This is a genomic window from Gulosibacter sediminis, from assembly GCF_023370115.1.
Taxonomy (GTDB): domain Bacteria; phylum Actinomycetota; class Actinomycetes; order Actinomycetales; family Microbacteriaceae; genus Gulosibacter; species Gulosibacter sediminis_A.
Map to the genome: position 1 here is coordinate 2,058,978 of NZ_CP097160.1, position 20,538 is coordinate 2,079,515.

The 20,538-nt window shown below is 67.3% G+C and carries 14 protein-coding genes; 4 read left to right on the forward strand and 10 right to left on the reverse strand.

All coding sequences use genetic code 11. The annotated features are described in order from the left end of the window. Positions 1-90 precede the first annotated feature (90 nt). The gene (locus M3M28_RS09485; protein ID WP_249386231.1) at positions 91-1,809 is read left to right on the forward strand and encodes an alkaline phosphatase; all 1,719 of its coding nucleotides are present in this window, start codon (positions 91-93) and stop codon (positions 1,807-1,809) included. Between the two features lie 103 nt (positions 1,810-1,912). Here the strand turns inward: M3M28_RS09485 and guaA are convergent, their stop codons facing one another. From guaA to M3M28_RS09505, 4 genes are all read right to left on the reverse strand, one after another. After that, entirely contained in the window at positions 1,913-3,505 is a 1,593-nt protein-coding gene (guaA, locus tag M3M28_RS09490; RefSeq protein ID WP_249386232.1) for a glutamine-hydrolyzing GMP synthase, read from the reverse strand. A gap of 9 nt (positions 3,506-3,514) precedes the next feature. Further along, entirely contained in the window at positions 3,515-4,048 is a 534-nt protein-coding gene (locus M3M28_RS09495) for a DUF3817 domain-containing protein (RefSeq protein WP_249386233.1), read from the reverse strand. Between the two features lie 61 nt (positions 4,049-4,109). After that, on the reverse strand, positions 4,110-4,982 hold the full coding sequence (locus M3M28_RS09500; protein ID WP_249386234.1) for an SURF1 family protein: 873 nt from the start codon (positions 4,980-4,982) through the stop codon (positions 4,110-4,112). A gap of 24 nt (positions 4,983-5,006) precedes the next feature. Next, entirely contained in the window at positions 5,007-6,131 is a 1,125-nt protein-coding gene (locus M3M28_RS09505) for a GuaB3 family IMP dehydrogenase-related protein (protein WP_249386235.1), read from the reverse strand. A gap of 65 nt (positions 6,132-6,196) precedes the next feature. Between M3M28_RS09505 and glpK the strand changes: the two genes are divergently transcribed. Next, a complete protein-coding gene (glpK, locus tag M3M28_RS09510; protein WP_249386236.1) occupies positions 6,197-7,696 on the forward strand; it encodes a glycerol kinase GlpK in 1,500 nt (499 codons plus the stop codon). A 207-nt stretch (positions 7,697-7,903) separates the two neighbouring features. Beyond that, complete coding sequence (locus M3M28_RS09515; RefSeq protein WP_249386237.1) at positions 7,904-10,114, forward strand: NADP-dependent isocitrate dehydrogenase; 2,211 nt, start codon at positions 7,904-7,906, stop codon at positions 10,112-10,114. Positions 10,115-10,209: 95 nt separating this feature from the next. Here M3M28_RS09515 and aceB read toward each other — a convergent pair whose 3' ends face one another. Together aceB and aceA are read right to left on the reverse strand one after the other, a co-directional pair. Then, positions 10,210-11,862, reverse strand: coding sequence for a malate synthase A (gene aceB, locus M3M28_RS09520; RefSeq protein ID WP_249386238.1), 1,653 nt, complete (start codon positions 11,860-11,862; stop codon positions 10,210-10,212). 33 nt (positions 11,863-11,895) lie between these two features. Then, complete coding sequence (gene aceA, locus M3M28_RS09525; protein ID WP_249386239.1) at positions 11,896-13,209, reverse strand: isocitrate lyase; 1,314 nt, start codon at positions 13,207-13,209, stop codon at positions 11,896-11,898. 175 nt (positions 13,210-13,384) lie between these two features. Here aceA and M3M28_RS09530 point away from each other — a divergent pair, with 175 nt between their 5' ends. Next, positions 13,385-14,818 carry a helix-turn-helix domain-containing protein gene (locus M3M28_RS09530; protein ID WP_249386240.1) on the forward strand — a complete coding sequence of 478 codons (1,434 nt, stop codon included), beginning with the start codon at positions 13,385-13,387 and terminating at the stop codon, positions 14,816-14,818. 160 nt (positions 14,819-14,978) lie between these two features. Here the strand turns inward: M3M28_RS09530 and M3M28_RS09535 are convergent, their stop codons facing one another. The 4 genes from M3M28_RS09535 to M3M28_RS09550 all read right to left on the reverse strand — a co-directional run bounded on the left by M3M28_RS09535 (position 14,979) and on the right by M3M28_RS09550 (position 20,352). Next, the gene (locus M3M28_RS09535; protein WP_249386241.1) at positions 14,979-16,739 is read right to left on the reverse strand and encodes a dipeptide ABC transporter ATP-binding protein; all 1,761 of its coding nucleotides are present in this window, start codon (positions 16,737-16,739) and stop codon (positions 14,979-14,981) included. Continuing rightward, a complete protein-coding gene (locus M3M28_RS09540; RefSeq protein WP_249386242.1) occupies positions 16,736-17,686 on the reverse strand; it encodes an ABC transporter permease in 951 nt (316 codons plus the stop codon). The genes M3M28_RS09535 and M3M28_RS09540 overlap by 4 nt, the downstream gene beginning before the upstream one ends. Continuing rightward, entirely contained in the window at positions 17,676-18,605 is a 930-nt protein-coding gene (locus M3M28_RS09545; RefSeq protein WP_249386243.1) for an ABC transporter permease, read from the reverse strand. The genes M3M28_RS09540 and M3M28_RS09545 overlap by 11 nt, the downstream gene beginning before the upstream one ends. Before the next feature lie 121 nt (positions 18,606-18,726). Continuing rightward, on the reverse strand, positions 18,727-20,352 hold the full coding sequence (locus tag M3M28_RS09550) for a peptide ABC transporter substrate-binding protein (RefSeq protein WP_249386244.1): 1,626 nt from the start codon (positions 20,350-20,352) through the stop codon (positions 18,727-18,729). Positions 20,353-20,538: the final 186 nt, after the last annotated feature.

Genomic DNA, 20,538 nt, shown 5'->3' on the forward strand with positions numbered 1-20,538 from the left:
TACCGAGAGAGCACGCGATCGCGGTTTTCGACACCTAACTTTTCTTCAGTCAGCTGTTAGGGACACCTTACAAATCGTCGAAAGGACGCCATGAAGACTCGCAACTTCGTGAAGTCGCTCTCGGCCTGCGGCACCGCCGCAGCCGTCGCGCTCGGAAGCTTCGCATTCGCAACGCCCGCATCCGCCGCCACCGCGGCAGATGGCCCCAAGAACGTCATCCTCCTCATCGGCGACGGCATGGGGTACAACCACCTCGACAACATGAACGCCTACGAGAACAACGAGGTCTACTGGCAGGTTGACCGCGGCGGCGACAACAAGGTGAAGCCGTGGGGCGGCAACTCGACCCCGACCGAGGGTTTCCAGTCGTGGGAGCACACCTCGATGGAGACCGCCTGGTACGAGCAGACCCCGTACGACTCATTCACCGCCTGGAACGACTTCGAGTCGTCGAAGGAGAACCCAACCGACTCGGCCGCAGCGGGTACCGCGATGGCCACCGGTTACAAGACCTACAACGCCGGCATCGGCGTTGACTATGAGGGCAACGTTGTCGAGAACGTGTCGGAGCGCGCGGACGCGCTCGACAAGTCGGCCGGTGTGGTCAGCTCGGTGCCGTTCTCGCACGCCACCCCTGCGGCGTTCTCGGCGCACAACGCGAACCGCAACGACTACCACGGCATCGCCGCGGACCAGATCTCGAACGGTTACATGGACGTCGTGATGGGTGCGGGCCACCCGTACTACAACGACGACAACGAGCAGCAGGCCACCGGCGACTTCAGCTACATCTCAGAAGAGTCGTACAACCAGCTCGCCGCCGGTGAGACCGACTTCACCTTCGTTGAGGACGACGCCGACTTCGAGGCGCTCACCACCGGTGAGACCCCCGAGACCGTCTTCGGCCTCGCACAGGTCGGCTCGACCCTCCAGCAGGGCCGCAGCGACGACGCCGCGTACAACGACGTCGTCGACCTCTCGACGATGACCGAGGGCGCGCTCAACGTGCTCGACAACAACGAGAATGGCTTCTTCCTCATGGTTGAGGGCGGCGCGATCGACTGGGCCGGCCACGCCAACCAGACGCAGCGCGACATCGACGAGACCGTCGACTTCTCGGCCGCCGTCGACTCGGTGGTCAACTGGGTTGAGACCAACTCGAGCTGGGACGACACCCTCGTGATCGTCACCGCCGACCACGAGACCGGCTACCTCTCGGGCGCGAACTACGTGACCGACACCGACGGCAACCAGATCCCCGTTGAGGGCTCGACCGACTACGTGCTCGGCGACTGGGGCCCCATGACGCCGAACGGCGCCGGCACGCCTGCCACGCAGGACTGGTTCTCGAACAACCACACCACCATGCTCGTTCCCTACTTCGTGAAGGGCGCGTACTCGGAAGACCTCCTCGGCTTCGCCACCGGCCACGACCTCGTGCGCACCGATTACCTCTCGAACGTCGACATGGCCAACTGGCTGCTCGACACCACGTGGGTTGCCGCGGAAGAGACTCCGGAGCCGACTCAGACGACCGAGCCGGAGCCGACCACCGACCCCGAGCCCACCGCTGAGCCGACCGAGACCGCTGAGCCCACCGCGACCGCGACGACCGACCCCACCGCTTCGGCGACGTCGACCGACGCCCCCGCCGCGGGCAACCAGGGCGACTCGACCGACGCTGACGGCGGCTCGCTCGCCACGACCGGTGCCGACGCGTTCGGCCCGATCGCGATCGCCGCTGCCGTGCTGCTCGTCGCCGGCGCCGCGTTCATGATCCTCCGCCGCCGCCAGGGCGAGGACGCGTAACGCGCATCCCCGTGGAAAACGACTGTGGCCCCGAGCATTTACTCGGGGCCACAGTCGTTTCCTCACCGTCAGGCCGAAGCCGCGCAGTTAGGATGCGGTGGGACTACTCCCACTCGATGGTCCCCGGCGGCTTCGACGTCACGTCGAGCACGACGCGGTTGACGCCATCGACCTCGTTCGTGATGCGGTTCGAGATACGCGCCGTGACGTCGTAGGGCAGGCGGGTCCAGTCGGCCGTCATCGCGTCCTCGCTCGAGACCGGGCGCAGCACGATCGGGTGACCATAGGTGCGGCCGTCGCCCTGCACGCCCACCGAACGCACGTCGGCAAGCAGCACGACCGGGCACTGCCAAATCTGCGGGTCGAGGCCGGCTGCCGTGAGCTCCTCGCGCACGATCGCGTCGGCGTCGCGGAGCAGGTCGAGCCGCTCCTGCGTCACCTCGCCGATGATGCGGATGCCGAGGCCGGGGCCCGGGAAGGGCTGGCGGGCCACGATGACCTCGGGCACGCCGAGCTCGCGGCCGATCGCGCGCACCTCGTCCTTAAACAGGGCACGCAGCGGCTCGACGAGGGCGAAGGTCATGTCTTCGGGCAGGCCGCCGACGTTGTGGTGCGACTTGATGTTCGCAGTGCCCGTGCCGCCGCCCGATTCGACGACATCCGGGTACAGCGTGCCCTGCACGAGGTACTTGATCTCGCCCGAACCGCCGTCGGCGCGCGACTCGGCGACGAGGTCGGCCGCGGTCTGCTCGAACACGCGAATGAACTCGCGCCCGATGATCTTCCGCTTCTGCTCCGGGTCGGTCACACCCGCGAGGTGCCCGAGGAACTGCTCGCGCGCATCCACGGTCACGAGGCGCACGCCGGTCGCCGCAACGTAGTCCTGCTCGACTTGCTCGCGCTCGTCCTTGCGCAGCAGGCCGTGGTCGACGAACACGCAGGTAAGCTGCTCGCCCACCGCGCGCTGCACGAGGGCCGCGGCCACGGCCGAGTCGACGCCGCCGGAGAGGCCGCAAATGACCTGGTCGGTGCCGATCTGCTCACGGATGCGCGCGACCTGCTCGTCGATGATGGATGCGCTCGACCAGTCGCCGGGAATCTGCGCGGCGCGGTGCAGGAACGCCTCGAGCTGGGCCTGGCCCTGCTCGGAGTGGAGCACCTCGGGGTGCCACTGCACGCCGTAGAGGCCACGTTCGGGGTTGCCGAAGGCCGCGACCGGGGTTGTCTCGGTCGAGGCGAGTACCTCGAAGCCCTCCGGAGCCCGCACGACCGAGTCGCCGTGGCTCATCCACACCGTCTGCTGCGCGGGCTGCTCGGCGAAGATGGTCGACTCGGCCGCCGCATCCGCGAGCGTCACGCTCGTCGCGCCGTACTCGCGCCGGCCGGTTTTGGCGACCTCGCCGCCGAGGGCGATCGCCATGGTCTGGAAGCCGTAGCAAATGCCAAACACGGGCACGCCGAGGCCGAACACCTCGGCGTCAAAGCTCGCGGCGTCGTCGGCGTAGACGCTCGCGGGGCCGCCCGAGAGCACAATGGCGAGCGGCTGTCGCTCGCGCACCTCGGCAGCCGAGATGGTGTGCGGCACAATTTCGGAATAGACGTTCGCCTCGCGCACGCGTCGCGCAATCAGCTGCGCGTATTGCGCGCCGAAGTCGACGACCAGCACTGGACGAGCCTGGGTCACGGTTTCAGTCACGCGACCAGTCTAGTTCTCCTGCCGACGCCGCACTTCCTCCGCGACCTTCGCGTCGAGCGCCGCGCGCTCCTCGTCGCTGAGCTCGGCCTCGACTCGGGCCACGCGGGCGTCCTCGTCGTCGGTTTCGTCCCAGATCTCCTGGTATTCCCCGAGCAGTCGCTTCGTGCGGCGCGTGATGAGCGCCTCGGTGATGAATGAGAGGAACGGCACGACGCCACCACCCGCGAGGGCGAGCAGCCAGCCGAGCTCCCACCGCATCTTCTGCCAGAGCAGGTAGCAGCTGATGAGGTAGATCACGTAGAACCAGCCGTGCACGATGAGGATCCAGCGCGAGAGGTTGATCGCCGTGACCGTGTCTTCCTGCACGAGGGAGAGGAAACCGAACGGCCCACCGAGCTCGATCTCGACGTGCCAGATGTACTTCAGCAGCATCTCGAACACGAGCAGCAACAGCAGCACGCCCGTGATCACCGAGGTGACCTGGTAGAAGCGCAGGCGCTTACGGATGGTCGGAAACTCGGTCGGGGTGGGGATGCGGGCCACGGGATGCGCTCCAGAGGTGTCGGGGTGGGATGGGCTGAGTCTACGAGGCGGGGCTTGGCGGTTACCGCTCGCGGTCGCGCTTATTCGCGAGTTCGAGGAGCAACTCGCGGCGCACGCGCTCGGCGACGGCGGCGTCGGATTTCTCGGCCTTGTCGGTGACGTAATCGTCGCGCACCATGCGCCACCAGATGTAGATCGCCATGACGCAGAACACGAGCCATTCGATCGCGTAGAAGATGTTGAGCAGATCGATCTGCAGCGAGTCGTCGATGGGCACGACATCGATGCCCTCGAGCGGGGCCGGCACCGGCAGGCCGGCGGTCGCGAGCAGCCAGGCCGGGTAGTAGTCGGATGCCTCGGTCGCCCAGGTGTTAATGAGCTGCCCCGGCGACATCGAGAGGATGCGCTGCGGATCACCATCGCGCGCGGGTACCGGGTCTTGCCCGACCTCGAGCTTCGCGAGGACGACCAGCGGCGTCTGCGCGCTGCCGAGGTTGGACTCGGCTGCGGAGAGCGAGGCGATCGCCTGAACGGCCTGCGCCTCGTCGGCGACCCAGCCGAGCGCGACGGGCATGCCCGGCAGCTCGCTCGCGTCGACGCCGCCGAAGCTGGTCGTGCCGTCATCGGTGACCGCAAAATGGCCGACGACCCAGAAGCCGCTCACCCCATCCTGCAGCCGCCCCTCGACCACACCGAAGTCGCCGGGCACGAGGAACCCCTCGACCACGATCGGCCGCGCGGCGGCCTCGTCGGTGACCCAGGTGTCGGGCGCGATGAGCTCGCCGAGCGGCACCGGCTCAACGTAGGCCTCGGAGTCAGCCGCGGTGCCCGCTGATTCGAACGCCGCCGTGAGCTGCCAGCGGCCGAGCAGCAGGAACGCCACGACGACAACGAGCACCAGGGCGAGGAACGCAAGCCACTTGGGCTTGAGCATCGTGCGCAGCATGCGGCCGCGCGACTACGAGTTGGCGGTGGTGGGGCTCACCACGAGGTCAGCTCGCTGGAATGACTTGAGGTCGGTGTAGCCGGTCGTCGCCATCGCGAAGCGCAGGGCGCCCACGAGGTTTGCGGTGCCGCCGGCGGTCGCCGACGGGCCGCGCACGATTTCTTCGAGGCTGCCAACCTGGCCGACCTCAACGCGGTTGCCGCGGGGCAGGCGCGGGTGGCGCGCTTCGGCGCCCCAGTGCCAGCCGCGACCCGGCGCATCCGTCGCCCGGGCGAGCGCCGCGCCGAGCATGACCGCGTCGGCGCCGCACGCGACGGCCTTGACGATGTCGCCCGACGAGCCGAAGCCGCCGTCGGCGATGACGTGCACGTAGCGGCCGCCCGACTCGTCCATGTAGTCGCGGCGCGCGCTCGCGACGTCGGCGATCGCGGTCGCCATCGGCGCCTGGATGCCGAGCACGCGGCGGGTGGTCGTTGCCGCGCCGCCGCCGAAGCCGACGAGCACGCCGGCCGCGCCGGTGCGCATGAGGTGCAGCGCCGGCGAGTACGAAGCCGCGCCGCCGACGATGACGGGGGTGTCAAGCTCGTAGATGAACTTCTTGAGGTTGAGGGGCTCGCGGTTCTGCGAGACGTGCTCGGCCGAGACCGTCGCGCCGCGGATCACGAACACGTCGGCACCGGCCGCGAGCACGTCGGAGTAGAACTCCTGCGTGCGCTGCGGCGAGAGCGCGCCAGCGACAACGACGCCGGCGTCGCGGATCTCCTGCAGGCGCGCCTTGATGAGCTCGCCCTTGATCGGCTCCTGGTAAATCTGCTGGAGTCGCGCGGTCGCCTGCTTCTGCGGCAGGTCGGCGATCTCAGCGAGCAGCGACGTCGGGTCGTCGTAGCGGGTCCAGAGGCCCTCGAGGTCGAGCACGCCGAGGCCGCCGAGCTGGCCAAAGGCGATCGCCGTCGCCGGGCTCATCACCGAGTCCATGGGGGCGGCAAGGAAGGGGACGTCGAAGGTGAACGCGTCGATCTTCCATGTCGTCGAGACGTCTTCGGGGTCGCGGGTGCGCCGCGAAGGAATGATTGCCACGTCATCGAGGCCAAACACGGGGCGCGCGCGCTTCGTGCCGCCAATCTCAATCTCAGTCACCCCCCTAGCCTACCGGGGCTCTCCGATGAACGCGTCAGAATAGACGCACGACGACAGGAGGCAGCGTGGCCGATTACATCCTCGCGCTCGACCAGGGCACCACATCGACCCGCGCGATTATCTTCGATCACGACGGGCAGATCGTTGCGAGCGCGCAGCGTGAACACGAGCAACACTTCCCCCAGCCCGGCTGGGTCGAACACGACGCGCTCGAGATCTGGCGCAATGCACGCGCCTGCATGGGCACGGCGCTCGCCGAGGCGCAGCTCGCCCCGAGCGACATCGCCGCGGTTGGCATCACGAATCAGCGCGAGACCACGGTGCTCTGGGATCGCGCGACCGGCCGCCCCGTGCATGCGGCGCTCGTGTGGCAGGACACGCGCACGCAGGGCATCGTCGACCGGCTTGCGGCCGACGGCGGCGTCGATCGCTTCCGCGAGCGCACCGGCTTGCCGCTGAACACGTACTTTTCCGCGACGAAACTTGCGTGGCTGTTCGACGAGCATCCGGGCACCCGCGAGCGGGCCGCGCGGGGCGAGCTCTGCGCGGGCACGATCGACACGTGGCTCACCTGGTGGCTCACGGGTGGGCCGCGCTCGGGCGTGCACGTCACCGACGTGACGAACGCGTCGCGATCGCTGCTGCTCGACCTCGGCAGCTGCGACTGGAGCGACGAGTTGCTCGAAGCCTTCGACATTCCCCGCGCGTGCCTGCCCGAGGTGCGCTCGTCGAGCGAGGTGTATGGGCACTGCGCCGAGCGCACTCCCCTGCCGGGCGTGCCGGTGGCCGGCATCCTCGGCGATCAGCAGGCGGCGACGTTCGGCCAGGCCGCGTTCGGCGAGGGGCAGGCGAAGAACACGTATGGCACCGGTTCGTTCCTCATCTATGGCACCGGCGAGCAGATCGTGCACAGCGAGCACGGGCTGCTGACGACCGTGGCGTACCAGCTCGGCGACGAGGCGCCGCGGTATGCGCTCGAGGGGTCGATCGCCGTGACCGGCTCGCTCGTGCAGTGGCTGCGCGACAACCTCGGGCTGATCCGCACGTCGGAGGAGGTCGAGTCGCTCGCGGCGACGGTCGACGACAACGGCGGCTGCTACATCGTGCCCGCGTTTTCGGGGCTGTATGCGCCGTGGTGGCGGCCGGATGCACGCGGTGTGATCGTGGGCCTGACCGGCTACGTGCGGGCCGGGCACTTTGCCCGCGCTGCACTCGAGGCTGCGGCGTACCAGAGCTGCGATGTGCTCGACGCGTGCAACTCGGATGCGCCCGAGCCGTTGCGCGAGCTGCGCGTCGACGGCGGCATGGCCGTGAACGATGCCCTGATGCAGTTCCAGGCCGACCTGCTCGGCACGCCGGTCGTGCGCCCGAAGATCGTCGAGACGACGGCGCTCGGGGCAGCGTTCGCGGCCGGGCTCGCGGTCGGCTTCTGGCGCGATCGCGAGGAGCTCGCATCCCTCTGGCGCGAGGATCGACGCTTCGAGCCGAACATGTCTGATGAGGAGCGCGACCGGCTCCGCGCAGGCTGGCTCCGCGCGGTCGAGCGCAGCTTCGACCTCGCCTAGCGGAGCGATAGGTGTTGCGTTTGGCCCCATCCGAAGGCGTTTTCGCGCCGAGAACGGGCCCAAACGCAACACCCATGCGCGTAGAAGTGTCTCGAGGTGGACCGTCGCAGCCCGCGGGCCGCCCCGACGCCAAGCGGCCGGTCACCGGCGCAAAGTAGACTGGGCAAGAAATCTTGAAGTAGAGAGAACTACAAGGGAGTGCCGCGCATGGCGAAAATCATCTATACGCACACCGACGAGGCCCCGCTCCTCGCGACCTACTCGTTCCTGCCCATCGTCCAGGCGTACGCGAAGACCGCTGGCGTCGAGGTCGAGACCCGCGACATCTCGCTCGCCGGCCGCATCCTCGCCACCTTCCCCGAGAACCTCACCGAGGAGCAGCGCATCGGCGACGCCCTCGCCGAGCTCGGCGAACTCGCGAAGAGCCCCGAGGCGAACATCATCAAGCTGCCGAACATCTCGGCGTCGGTGCCGCAGCTCAAGGCCGCGATCGCCGAACTGCAGGCGCAGGGCTTCGACATCCCCGACTACCCCGAGGAGTCGGAGGATGCGAAGGACGTCGAGGTGCGTGCCCGCTACGACAAGATCAAGGGCTCGGCCGTGAACCCGGTGCTGCGCGAGGGCAACTCGGACCGCCGCGCACCGGCGGCGGTGAAGAACTTCGCCCGCAAGCACCCGCACTCGATGGGCGCTTGGTCGGCCGACAGCAAGACCGCGGTGGCGACGATGACCGACGGCGACTTCCGCCACAACGAGCAGTCGGTCGTGCTACCCGCCGCTGACAACCTCGAGATCCGCTTCGTCGGCGACAACGGCACCTCGCGCGTGCTCAAGGACAACCTCGCAGTGCTCGAGGGCGAGGTCGTCGACTCGACGGTCATGCACCTCGCCGACCTCGACGCGTTCCTGCGCGAACAGGTGCGGGCGGCGAAGGATGCGGGCGTACTGTTCTCGACACATCTCAAGGCCACGATGATGAAGGTCTCCGACCCGATCATCTTCGGCCGCGTCGTGCGCGCCTTCTTCCCCGACCTCTTTGACACCTATGGCGATGTGCTCACCCAGGCCGGCCTCTCGCCGAACGACGGCCTCGCCGCGATCATCAAGGGCGCCGAGAACCTGCCGCAGCGCGACGGCATCCTCGAGGCCATCAACAAGGCCTACGAGACCGGCCCGAAGCTCGCGATGGTGAACTCCGACAAGGGCATCACCAACCTGCACGTGCCGAGCGACGTCATTGTCGACGCGTCGATGCCCGCCATGATCCGCATCGGCGGCAAGATGTGGGGCCCCGACGGCAACGAGGCAGACACGCTCGCCGTTTTGCCCGACTCGTCGTACGCCGGCATCTACCAGGTGACGATCGACGACTGCAAAGCAAACGGCGCCTTCGACCCGGCCACGATGGGATCGGTGTCGAACGTCGGTCTCATGGCGCAGAAGGCCGAGGAGTACGGCTCGCACGATAAGACCTTCGAGGCGCCGGGCAACGGCCGTATCGAGATCGTCAACTCGTCGGGCGAGGTGCTCACCTCGCACCAGGTCGCGACCGGCGACATCTGGCGCGCCTGCCAGACCAAGGATGCGCCCATCCGCGACTGGGTGAAGCTCGCCGTCACGCGTGCTCGCGCTTCGGACACGCCGGCCGTGTTCTGGCTCGACGAGACCCGCGCGCACGACCGCAACCTCATCGAGAAGGTGAACACCTACCTCGGCGAGCACGACACCGACGGACTCGACATTCGCATCCTCTCGCCCGAGGCCGCGACCGAGCTTTCGGTGCAGCGCATCCGCGACGGTCTCGACACCATCTCGGTGACCGGCAACGTGCTGCGCGACTACCTCACCGACCTGTTCCCGATCCTCGAGGTCGGCACCTCGGCGAAGATGCTCTCGGTCGTGCCGCTCATGAACGGTGGCGGCCTGTTCGAGACCGGCGCCGGCGGTTCGGCCCCGAAGCACGTCGACCAGCTCGTGCACGAGAACCACCTGCGTTGGGACTCGCTCGGCGAGTTCCTCGCCCTTGCCGAGTCACTGCGCCACGAGGCCGCGGCCGGCAATGAGCGCGCTTCGGTGCTCGGTGACGCCCTCGACGCCGCGACCGAGCGCCTGCTCGACGAGAACCTCTCGCCGAGCCGCAAGACGGGCGAGCACGACAACCGCGGCTCGCACCTCTACATCGCGAAGTTCTGGGCTGAGGAGCTCGCGAAGCAGACGGCCGACGCCGAGCTCGCCGCAGCCTTCGCCCCGGTCGCCGAGGCGTTCGCCGAGCAGGTCGAGGACATCGCTGCGGCCCTCATCGCCGAGCAGGGCAAGCCGGTCGACATCGGTGGCTACTACCGCCCGGTCGACGCGAAGGCGTCGCAGGTGATGCGCCCGATTGAGGCGTACAACAACATCCTGACGCTCCTCCCCTAGGCGCCCTCCGCGCCACCCACAACGGTTGAGTGGTCGTTTTTTGTAGTTCTGGCGGCGCCAGAACTACAAAAAACGACCACTCAACCGTTGTGTTGTTAGAGGACGGTGTCCTTGGTGAGGTGCTTGTAGGCGGGGATGGTGAGGAACGCCGGGTAGTCGTCGCTGAGCACGATCTCGGCGAGCAGGCCCGCGGCTTCGTCGAGGCGGTCGCCCTCGAAGCGCTCGAGGTCTTCGCGCAGCACGCGCTCGATGCACCCCTCGATGCGGGTGCGCACCACGGGAATCCCGTCGTCCTGCGTCACGACGCCCTGGTGAATCCACTGCCAGAGCTGCGAGCGCGAGATCTCCGCCGTCGCCGCATCCTCCATCAGGCCGTAGATCGCCGCGGCACCGGTGCCCCGCAGCCAGCTCGCGATGTAGAGCATGGCCACGCGGATGTTCACCTTGAGGCCCTCTTCAACGGTGATCTCGCCGCCCTCGATGCGCAGGTCGAGCAGCTCAGCAGCCGTCACCTGCACATCCGGGCGCTGGCGCGAAATCTGGTTCGGCGCATCCCCGAGCACCTCGTCGAACTCCGCCTGCGCGGTCTCGACGAGCCCCGGATGCGCGACCCACGAGCCGTCGAAGCCCGCGGCCGCCTCTCGACGCTTATCGGCCGACACCTTCTCGAGCGCCCGCGCGGTCGCCTCGGGGTCGGAGCGGTTCGGGATGAACGCCGCCATGCCGCCAATTGCGAAGGCGCCGCGACGGTGACACGTCGCCACGAGCAGCTCGGTGTACGCGGTCATGAACGGCTGCGTCATCGAGAGCTGGCCACGGTTCGGCAGCACCCAACGCTTCGAGCGGTCGCGGAAGGTCTTGATGATGCTGAACAGGTAGTCCCAGCGGCCCGCGTTGAGGCCGGCGCAGTGGTCGCGCAGCTCGTAGAGGATCTCCTCCATCTCGAACGCCGCGGTGATCGTCTCGATGAGTACGGTGGCCCGCACCGAACCGTACGGCACGCCCACGTGGCGCTCGGCGAAGGTGAACACGTCGTTCCAGAGGCGCGCCTCGCGGTGGTTCTCGAGCTTCGGCAGGTAGAAGTATGGGCCGGTGCCAGTCGCGAGCAGCTCCTTCGCGTTGTGGAAGAAGTAGAGGCCGAAGTCGACGAGCGACGCCGACACGACGCCCGACTGGCCCCGCTCATCCACGTACCGAAGGTGGTTCTCGGGCAGGTGCCACCCGCGCGGGCGGAACACGATCGTCGGCGTCTGCTCGCCGAGGCGGTACTCCTTGCCGTTTTCGGCCGTGAAGTCGATGCGTCGGCGAATCGCGTCGGCGAGGTTGAGCTGGCCATCGATAACGTTGAACCACGTGGGGCTCGTCGCATCCTCATGGTCGGCGAGCCAGACCTTGGCGCCCGAGTTCATCGCGTTGATCGTCATCTTGCGGTCGGTCGGACCAGTGATTTCGACGCGGCGGTCCTCGAGCCCCGGGCCCGTACCGGCGACCTGCCAGCTCGAATCCTCGCGGATGTGTCGGGTCTCGGCGAGGAAGTCGAGGTTCGCGCCCTGCGAGATTTCGCGGCGGCGCTCATCGCGAGCCGCGAGCAGGTTGCAGCGGCGCTGACCGAAACGGTCGTGCAGCTGGGCGAGAAACTCGAGGGCCTCGGGCGTGAGCACCTCGTCGAAGCGAGGATGCATGGTGCCGCGGATTTCGATGCGCCCGCCGGTGCGGGTGGTGGTCTGTTCGGTCGTGAGAATGGTCATGATGCGCTCCTTCGCGCGAGCGGCCCTGGCGGCCTAGTGAAACTGTTCGGATTCGGTCGAGCCCACGAGAGCGAGGGTCTTCGAGTCGGGGTTGAGCGCGGTCGAGATGAGGTCGAAGTAGCCGGTGCCGACCTCGCGCTGGTGCTTGGTGGCGGTGTAGCCGTTGGCCTCGGAGGCGAACTCGGCCTCCTGCAGCTCGACGTACGCCTCCATCTGGCGCTCCTCGTAGCCGCGGGCGAGCTCGAACATCGAGTGGTTGAGCGCGTGGAAGCCGGCGAGGGTGATGAACTGGAACGCGTAGCCCATGGCCGAGAGCTCGCGCTGGAAGCGGGAGATCTGGTCGTCGTCGAGGTGGCGGCGCCAGTTGAAGCTCGGCGAGCAGTTGTAGGCCAGCAGCTGGCCGGGGTGCTCGGCGCGGACGCGCTCGGCGACGACGCGGGCGTGCTCGAGGTCGGGCACCGCGGTCTCAACCCAGAGCATGTCGGCGTACTTCGCGTATTCGAGGCAGCGAGCGATGACCGGCTCAATACCGTTCTGCACCTCGTAGAAGCCCTCGGCGGTGCGGTCGCCGGTCACGAAGGGGCGGTCGCGCTCGTCAACGTCGCTCGTGATGAGGGTGGCCGCGAGTGAGTCGGTGCGGGCGATGACGAGGGTCGGCACGTCGGCGACGTCGGCCGCGAGGCGAGCCGCGTTGAGGGTGCGGATGTGCTGGCTGGTGGGCACGAGCACCTTGCCGCCCATGTGGCCGCACTTCTTCTCGCTCGCGAGCTGGTCTTCCCAGTGCACGCCGGCCGCGCCGGCCGAGATCATCTGGTGCATGAGCTCGTAGGCGTTGAGCGGGCCACCGAAGCCGGCCTCGGCGTCGGCGACGACCGGGGCCATCCAGTCGCGCTCGGTCGTGCCGGTCTCGGCGAACTCGATCTGGCCCGCGCGCTGGAGGGCGCTGTTGATGCGGCTGACGACGGCGGGAACCGAGTTGGCCGGGTAGAGCGACTGGTCGGGGTAGGTCTGGCCCGAGAGGTTTGCGTCGGCGGCGACCTGCCAGCCCGAGAGGTAGACGGCCTGCAGACCGGCGCGCACCTGCTGCACGGCCTGGTTACCGGTGAGGGCGCCGAGGGCGTAGGTCCACTCGTTCGGGTCCTCGTGGTTGCGCTGAATCTGCGACCAGAGGCGCTCGGCGCCGCGGCGGGCCGTCGTGTGCTCCTCGCGGAACGGGCCGCGCAGCTTGATGACGTCTTCGGCGGTGTAGTTACGCTCGACGCCATCCCAGCGGGGGTTGCTCTCCCACTCAGCCTGCAGCTCTGCGGCGGTCTGGGTCTGGTCTCCTGGCAGCTGGTTGTTCGACATCGCGGACTTCCTTGTCTTCTCGGTGGCCGAGCCTGCGCTCGTTGCCTGGTGTGCATCCAGCTTGCGGCCGCCGGCACGCCTCGAACTCCCAAACCGGGGCAGAAATGTTGCCGTTTTTCCGCACTTCGGAAAAGTTCGCGTTGCTCCGAACCCGATGCTCGGCCAAGATTGCGTCATGGTCCCCAATGACGCGTTGACCCTCGGCCGCCGCATCCGAGCCCGCCGAGTCGAGCTCGGCCTCTCGCTGCAAGAGTTCTCTGACCGCATCGGCAAGGCGCCCTCGCGCGTCTCGGTGATCGAGAACGGACAGCGCGATCTGCGCTTGAGCGAGCTGCAAGACATCGCGACCGCGCTCGACACCTCAAGCGATGCGCTCGCTCAGTCGGGCGAGCTGAGCGAACGGGATGCGCTCGAGATCGAATTCTTGCGGGCGCAGCGCACTCCCCTTTACGCGAGCCTCGGGCTGCCGGAGATTCCGGTGCGCAAGTCGCTCAGCGACGAAACGATGCAGGCGATGCTCAAGCTGCTGGGCGAACTCACCGAGTTGCATTCGACGCGGGCCGCGACGCCCGAGGTCGCGCGCCTCGCGAACCTGCAGCTGCGCGCCGATCAGCGCGAGCGCGGCAACTACTTCGAGGAGCTCGAGCGCGAGGCCGAAGCGCTGCTGCGTGCCGTCGGCTATCGCGAGGGGCCGGTGTCGATGGACACCGTAAAGCAGATCGCCGAGCACCTCGGCTTCACGCTGCACGCCGTGACCGACCTCCCCTACTCGACCCGCAGCATCACCGACAGCGAGCGGATGCGCGTCTATCTTTCCGCGAGCGGTGTGAGTCGCTCGCGCTCGGTCGTCTTGCAGGCGCTCGCCGCGCATGTGCTCGGCAAGCGCGAGCCGGTCGACTACGGCGACCTGCTACAGCAGCGCGTCGAGACGAACTACCTCACGGGCGCGATTCTCCTGCCCGAGTCGAGCGCCGCTCCCCTGCTGCGCGCGTCGAAGCAGCGGCGCGATCTGTCGATCGAAGAATTCCGCGGCCACTACGGCGTCACCTACGAAACGGCCGCTCATCGCTTCAGCAACCTCGCGACACAGCACTTGGAAATACCCGTACATTTCCTCAAGGTGCACGAGTCGGGCGCGGTGCTCAAGGCCTACGAGAACGACTCGGTGCTCTTCCCGACGGATGCGCTGGGCAATGTCGAGGGGCAGATCGTCTGCCGCTGGTGGAGCGCCCGGCAGGTCTTCACGACCGATCAGCGCATCGGCACCTACTCGCAGTACACCGACAAGCCGGCGGGCACCTATTGGTGCACCTCGCAGGTCGAGTCGGGGCCGGGCGGCAGTTATTCGATCAGCGTCGGCACGAAGTTTTCGGAGGCGAAGTGGTTCCGTGGCCGCGACACGTCGGTGCGGCTGCGCTCTGACTGCCCGAACCCGTCGTGCTGCCGCGAGCCCGAGGAGGAGCTCGTCGAGCGCTGGGGCGAGCGCTCCTACCCGAGCGCCCGCATGAACTCGTCGCTGCTCGCGGCGATGCCGACGGGCACGTTCACGGGCGTCGACCGCGTCGCCGTCCTCGAGTTCCTCCAACGCCACACCCCGGAATCCCCCTAACCGGGTTGCCGTTAGAGGGGGGTTGAGTGGTCGTTTTTTGTAGTTCTGGCGGTGCCAGAACTACAAAAAACGACCACTCAACCCCCCTCACACAGCGGGAAACGGGGGCTGCCGCCCGGCTTTCGAGGAAGCGCCGGGCGGCAGCGGGTGGTGCTGAGGCTTAGGCCTCGGCGGCGAACTCGAAGTTCGCACCGGGGATCGCCTCGAGCAGGCGCTGCGTGTACTCCTCGCGCGGGTTGTCGAAGAGCTCGTCGGTCGTGCCACGCTCGACGATCTGGCCCTGGCGCATCACGCAGACGTTGTCGGCCACCAGGCGCACGACCGCGAGGTCGTGCGTGATGAACAGATACGTCAGGCCGAGCTCGTGCTGCAGCTTCGTGAGCAGCTGCAGAATCTGCCCCTGCACGAGCACGTCGAGTGCCGAGACGGCCTCGTCGAGCACAAGCACCTCGGGCTGCAGCGCCAGCGCACGGGCGACGGCGACACGCTGTCGCTGACCGCCCGAAAGCTCGCTCGGGTAGCGGTCGCGCAGCTCGGTCGGCAGGGCCACCTGCTCGAGCAGCTCCTCGACACGCTCGCGGCGCGACTTCGGCGTACCGACGCCGTGAATCGCCATCGGCTCGGCAATGGTGTTGCCGACGCTGTACTGCGGGTCGAGCGTGCCGTACGGGTCCTGGAACACCGGCTGCACGCGACGACGGAACGCGAGCAGCTCCTTACGGCTCAGTCGCGTGATGTCGCGGCCGTCGAACTCGATGCTGCCGGAGGTCAGCGGTTCGAGCTGCAGGAACAGCTTCGCGAGGGTCGACTTGCCCGAGCCCGACTCCCCCACGATCGCCGTGGTCGTGCCGCGCGCGACGTCAACGCTCACGCCGTCGACGGCGCGAACCTCCTTCTTCGCGAGGCCGCGGGTGCGCAGCTTGTAAATCTTCTGCGCATCCTTGATCTGAATCAGCGGCGGCTCGCTCGACGGGGCCTCTTCGGCCACCTCCTCGCGCTCGGCGGCGCGCTCGAGCATCTGCTCCTCAAGGGCACCCGTCGGCGACACGTCGAGGTCGTCCTGGCGAGCCACCTCGAGCCGCTTCGAGGCGAGGCTCGGCGCGGCGCTCACGAGGCGCTTCGTGTAGGGATGCTGCGGGTCGGTGAGGATCTCGCGCGACGGCCCGGACTCGACGACCTGGCCCTTGTACATGACGACGAGGTGCTCGGCACGGTCGGCTGCGAGGCCGAGGTCGTGCGTGATGAACAGCACCGAGGTGCCGTGTGTCGCCGTCAGGCTCTCGAGGTGGTCGAGGATCTGCCGCTGCACCGTCACGTCGAGGGCCGAGGTCGGCTCGTCGGCGATGAGCAGCTTCGGCCGGGCCGACATACCAATACCGATCAGCGCGCGCTGGCGCATGCCGCCCGAGAACTCGTGCGGGTACTGGCGAAGGCGAGCCTGCGCATCCGGCAGGCCAGCTTCGGTGAGCACCTCGATCGCCCGCTGGCGCACCGCCTTGCGGCCCTGTGCGACGTTGTTCGCGCGAATCGTCTCTTCGACCTGGAACCCGATGGTCCACACCGGATTGAGGTTCGACATCGGGTCCTGCGGCACGTAGCCAATCTGCTCGCCGCGCAGCTCGGTGATATCGCGCGAGTTCAGCTTCGTGAGGTCGCGCCCCTCGAAGAGAACCTCGCCGCCGGTCACGTGACCGGTGCCGGGTAGCAGCTGAATAATCGACTGCGCTGTGGTCGACTTGCCGGAGCCCGACTCGCCCACGATCGCGACCGACTGGCCGGGATAGATCGTGAGGTCGACGCCGCGCACGGCTGGCACAGAACCCGACTTCGTCTCGAAGTTCACCTGCAAGTTGCGGATCTCGAGCAGCGGCGTCTCCGCCGCGCCCGTCGTCTCCGGCGTAGTTGCTGGGCTGGTGGTCATCGGCGTGCACGCTCCTTCGGGTCGAGCGCGTCGGTGACCACGTCACCGAGCATGAGGAACGAGAGTACCGTGAGCGACAGCGCGGCGGCCGGGAACACGAGCACGAGCGGGTTGGTGTTGAGGGATGCGCGTGCCTGGGAAATATCGTTACCCCACGACATCGTGCTCGGCGGCAGGCCGATACCGAGGAACGACAGGGTCGACTCGGCCACGATGTAGACACCGAGCGACACCGTCGCGACGGCGATGACGGGGCCGATCGCGTTCGGCAGCACGTGGCGCAGCAGGATGCGGAACCGCGAGAGCCCCAGCGCGATCGACGCGGTCACGTAGTCCGACTGCTTTGCGGTCATGACCGAGCCGCGCATGATGCGCGCGACCTGCGGCCACGCGAACAGCGAGATCACGAGGGCGACGAGCAGCGGGGTGCGCCCCGAGAGGGCCGACATGAGGACAATCGCGCCGAGGACGGTCGGGATCGCGAAGAAGATGTCGCCCACGCGCGAGATGATCGTGTCGAGCCAGCCGCCGTAGTAGCCGGCGAGCGCGCCGACGACGCCGCCGAACAGCACGACGATCAGGGTCGCGAGGAAGCCGACGATCACCGAGGCCTGCGCGCCGTAGAGCACGCGGGCGAAGACGTCACAGCCCTGGCGAGTGTAGCCGAACGGGTGGCCGGCGGTGGGCAGGCCGTCGCTGTTCGCGAGCAGGCAGCCCTGGTTCGGCGACTCGTTCGTGAAGACGCCGGGGAAGAAGGCGACGAACAGGATGATGACGATGAGTACCGCCGAGATCCAGAACATCGGGCGACGGCGCATCGACTCCCAGGCGTCGCCCCAGGTGGTGCGCGGCTTGCCGCTCGTGCGCACGGCGTCGACCGCCTGCACCGGCGTCTCTGAGACGGGTGCGACGAAGCGTTCTTGATGCAGACGAGTGTTATTTGGCATAGCGAATCCTTGGGTCAAGCCACGCGTAGAGCAGGTCGACGAGGAGGTTGGCGAGCATGAAGATCAGCACCATGATGGCGACGAACGACACGACGGTCGGCCCCTCGCCGAGAGTCACGGCGCGGTAGACCGTGCCGCCGACGCCGTTGATGTTGAAGATGCCCTCGGTAACGATGGCGCCGACCATGAGCGTGCCGAGGTCGATGCCGAGGAACGTGATCACGGGAATGAGCGAGTTGCGCACGACGTGCACCGTGATGACGCGTCGACCGGAAAGGCCCTTTGCGGTGGCGGTGCGCACGAAGTCGGCCGACATGTTCTCGGCGACGCTCGAACGCGTGAGCCGCACGATGTAGGCGAAGGATGCGCTCGCGAGCACGATGGCGGGCAGGATCAGCTCACCCCAGGGCGCTTCGGCGCTCACGGTAGTTCGCGCCCAACCAAGGTTGATGGCGAAGACGAGCTGCAGCACATAACCGATGACGAACGTCGGCACCGAAATAAGCAGCAGGCTGACGACGAGCACGCTCGCGTCGAAGAGCTTGCCCTTGCGCAGGCCAGCGATGAGGCCGATCAGGATGCCCGCGACAGCTTCGAATGCGAGCGCGAGCAACGCGAGGCGCAGGGTGATGGGGAAGGCGTGGGCCATCACTTCGGTGACAGGGCGACCCGAGAAGGTCGTACCCCAGTCGCCGCGGACGAGGCCAGAAATGTAATAGAAGTACTGGGCGATGAAGGGTTCATCGAGGTGATACTGCGCCCGGATGGCATCAATGGCCGCTTGTGACGGCTGACGGTCTCCGAACAGCGCGGCGATCGGGTCGCCGGGCAAAAGAAAGACGAGGCTGTAAATCAGGAATGTTGCCCCGAAGAAAACGGGGATGAGTTGCAGCAAGCGTCGGCCGAGATACCAAAGCATCGGCGGCTCCTCCTTGACATGTCACGAACGGGGACGGGTCGCATCCCGTTCGCACGGATGGAACCGGGGTCCGGTTGCCGAGCGTACTCGCTCGGCAACCGAACCCCGGGTTCTCGAATGGTTATTCCTTGGTGATCTGCTCGTAGAGCGGCACCGAGTCCCACCCGAAGGTGACGTTGCTGACGGTCTCGCCCCAGACACCAACCGCGTTCTGGTACCAGAGCGGAACCGAAGGGAGATCCTCAAGGAGGATCTGCTGGGCTTCGGTGTAGAGCGCGGTTGCCTCTTCAGGAGTAGCGGCCGAGAGTGCTGCCTGCACCTTCGCATCGAAGTCGGGGTTCGAGTAGCCCTCGTAGTTCGAGGAAGCACCGGTCTGGTACTGACCCGAGAGGAAGTTACCCTGCGACGGGTAGTCACCCTGCCAGCCAGCGCGGGTAGCACCGTCGAGCTTCTGCGCCTCGCGGTCCTCAAGGGCCGCGGCGAAGGTCGGGTACGACTCGCCCTCGGCGGTGATGCCGAGCGTGTTCGAGATGCTGTTCGCGGTGGCGTCGACCCAGGCCTGGTGGCCGCCGTCGGCGTTGTACGAAATGTAGAACGTGCCCTCGTACGGCGAGATCTCGTCGGCCTGGGCCCAGAGTTCCTTCGCCTTCTCGGGGTCGTAGCTCAGCACCTCGTTGCCCTCGAGGTTCTCGTCGTAGCCCTCAACGACCGGCGACGTGAAGTCGGTGGCCGGCGTGCGGGTGCCCTGGAAGATCGTGTCGGTGATCTCCTCGCGGTTGATCGCCAGCGAGATGGCCTCGCGGCGAAGCTTGCCTTCCTCGTCATCGGCGAAGTGGTCGAGGTAGAAGGGGATGTTGATGCCCTGGTAGATCGCGGCCGCCTGGTTGACGTTGCGGTCGGGGAAGTCGGTCGTGTAGGTGCTGAACGACGTGTCTGGCACGGTGTCGAGCACGTCAAGGTTGCCACCCTGCGCATCGGCGTAGGCAGCCTCGAGACCGGTGTAGAAGACGAACTTCACGCCGCCGTTGACCGGGGTGCGGTTGCCCGAGTAGTCCGGGTTGGTGACGAGCGACATGCTCTCGTCGTGCGCCCAAGCGTCCTCGCCATCCGGCATGTAGGGGCCGTTGCCGATCGGGTTCTCGCCGAACGCCTCGATGTCTTCGAACGCGACCGAGGGCAGCGGCATGTACGCGGTGTAGCCAAGACGGATCGGGAAGTCAGCCTCCGGCTCCTTCAGCGTTACCGTGAAGGTGGTGTCGTCGGTCGCCTCGATGCCGGTCAGCTCGGTGCTGCCGTCTTCGCTGGCGCCCTCAAAGTTCCCGAACCAGTAGGCGCCCGAAGGGTCCTGCGCCGCGTGGCTCCAGGTGTCCACGTACGTCTGCGCGGTGATCGCCTCACCGTTGGTGAAGGTCCAGTCCGGCTTGATCGTGATCGTCCAGGTGGTCGCGTCGTCGCTTTCGATCGACTCGGCCATCTCGTTCTGGTACTGACCGGTGGCGTCGTAGCTGACGAGGCCGGCGTACATCGCACTCAGGATCTTGCCGCCACCGGTTTCGGTGGTGGCATAGGTGATCAGCGGGTTCTGGGGCTCGCTACCGTTGGTGGTGATGATCGCCGACGAGTCGCCGCTGGCGGCCTCCGTCGCACCATCGCCGCCGGTGTTGCCGCTGGCGCAGCCAGCGAGCATGAGCGCACCTGCAGCTGCGAGGGCGATGGAGCCCCGCAGGAGTCGTGGTCGTCTCGACATGTTTCCTCAATTCTTTGGTGAGGCCGACTTCTCTGGAATGGGCGTGCAACTCTGCCTGCCCGAAGCCGGATCTTTGGATGAATACTTTAGGTGGTTGTTCACCCATTGCACAGATGTCGTTCAGGAAACCTGAAAATCTTTGCAAGTTTGTTGCACGCAGATGCGTGAGATTACGCAAAAGCGACC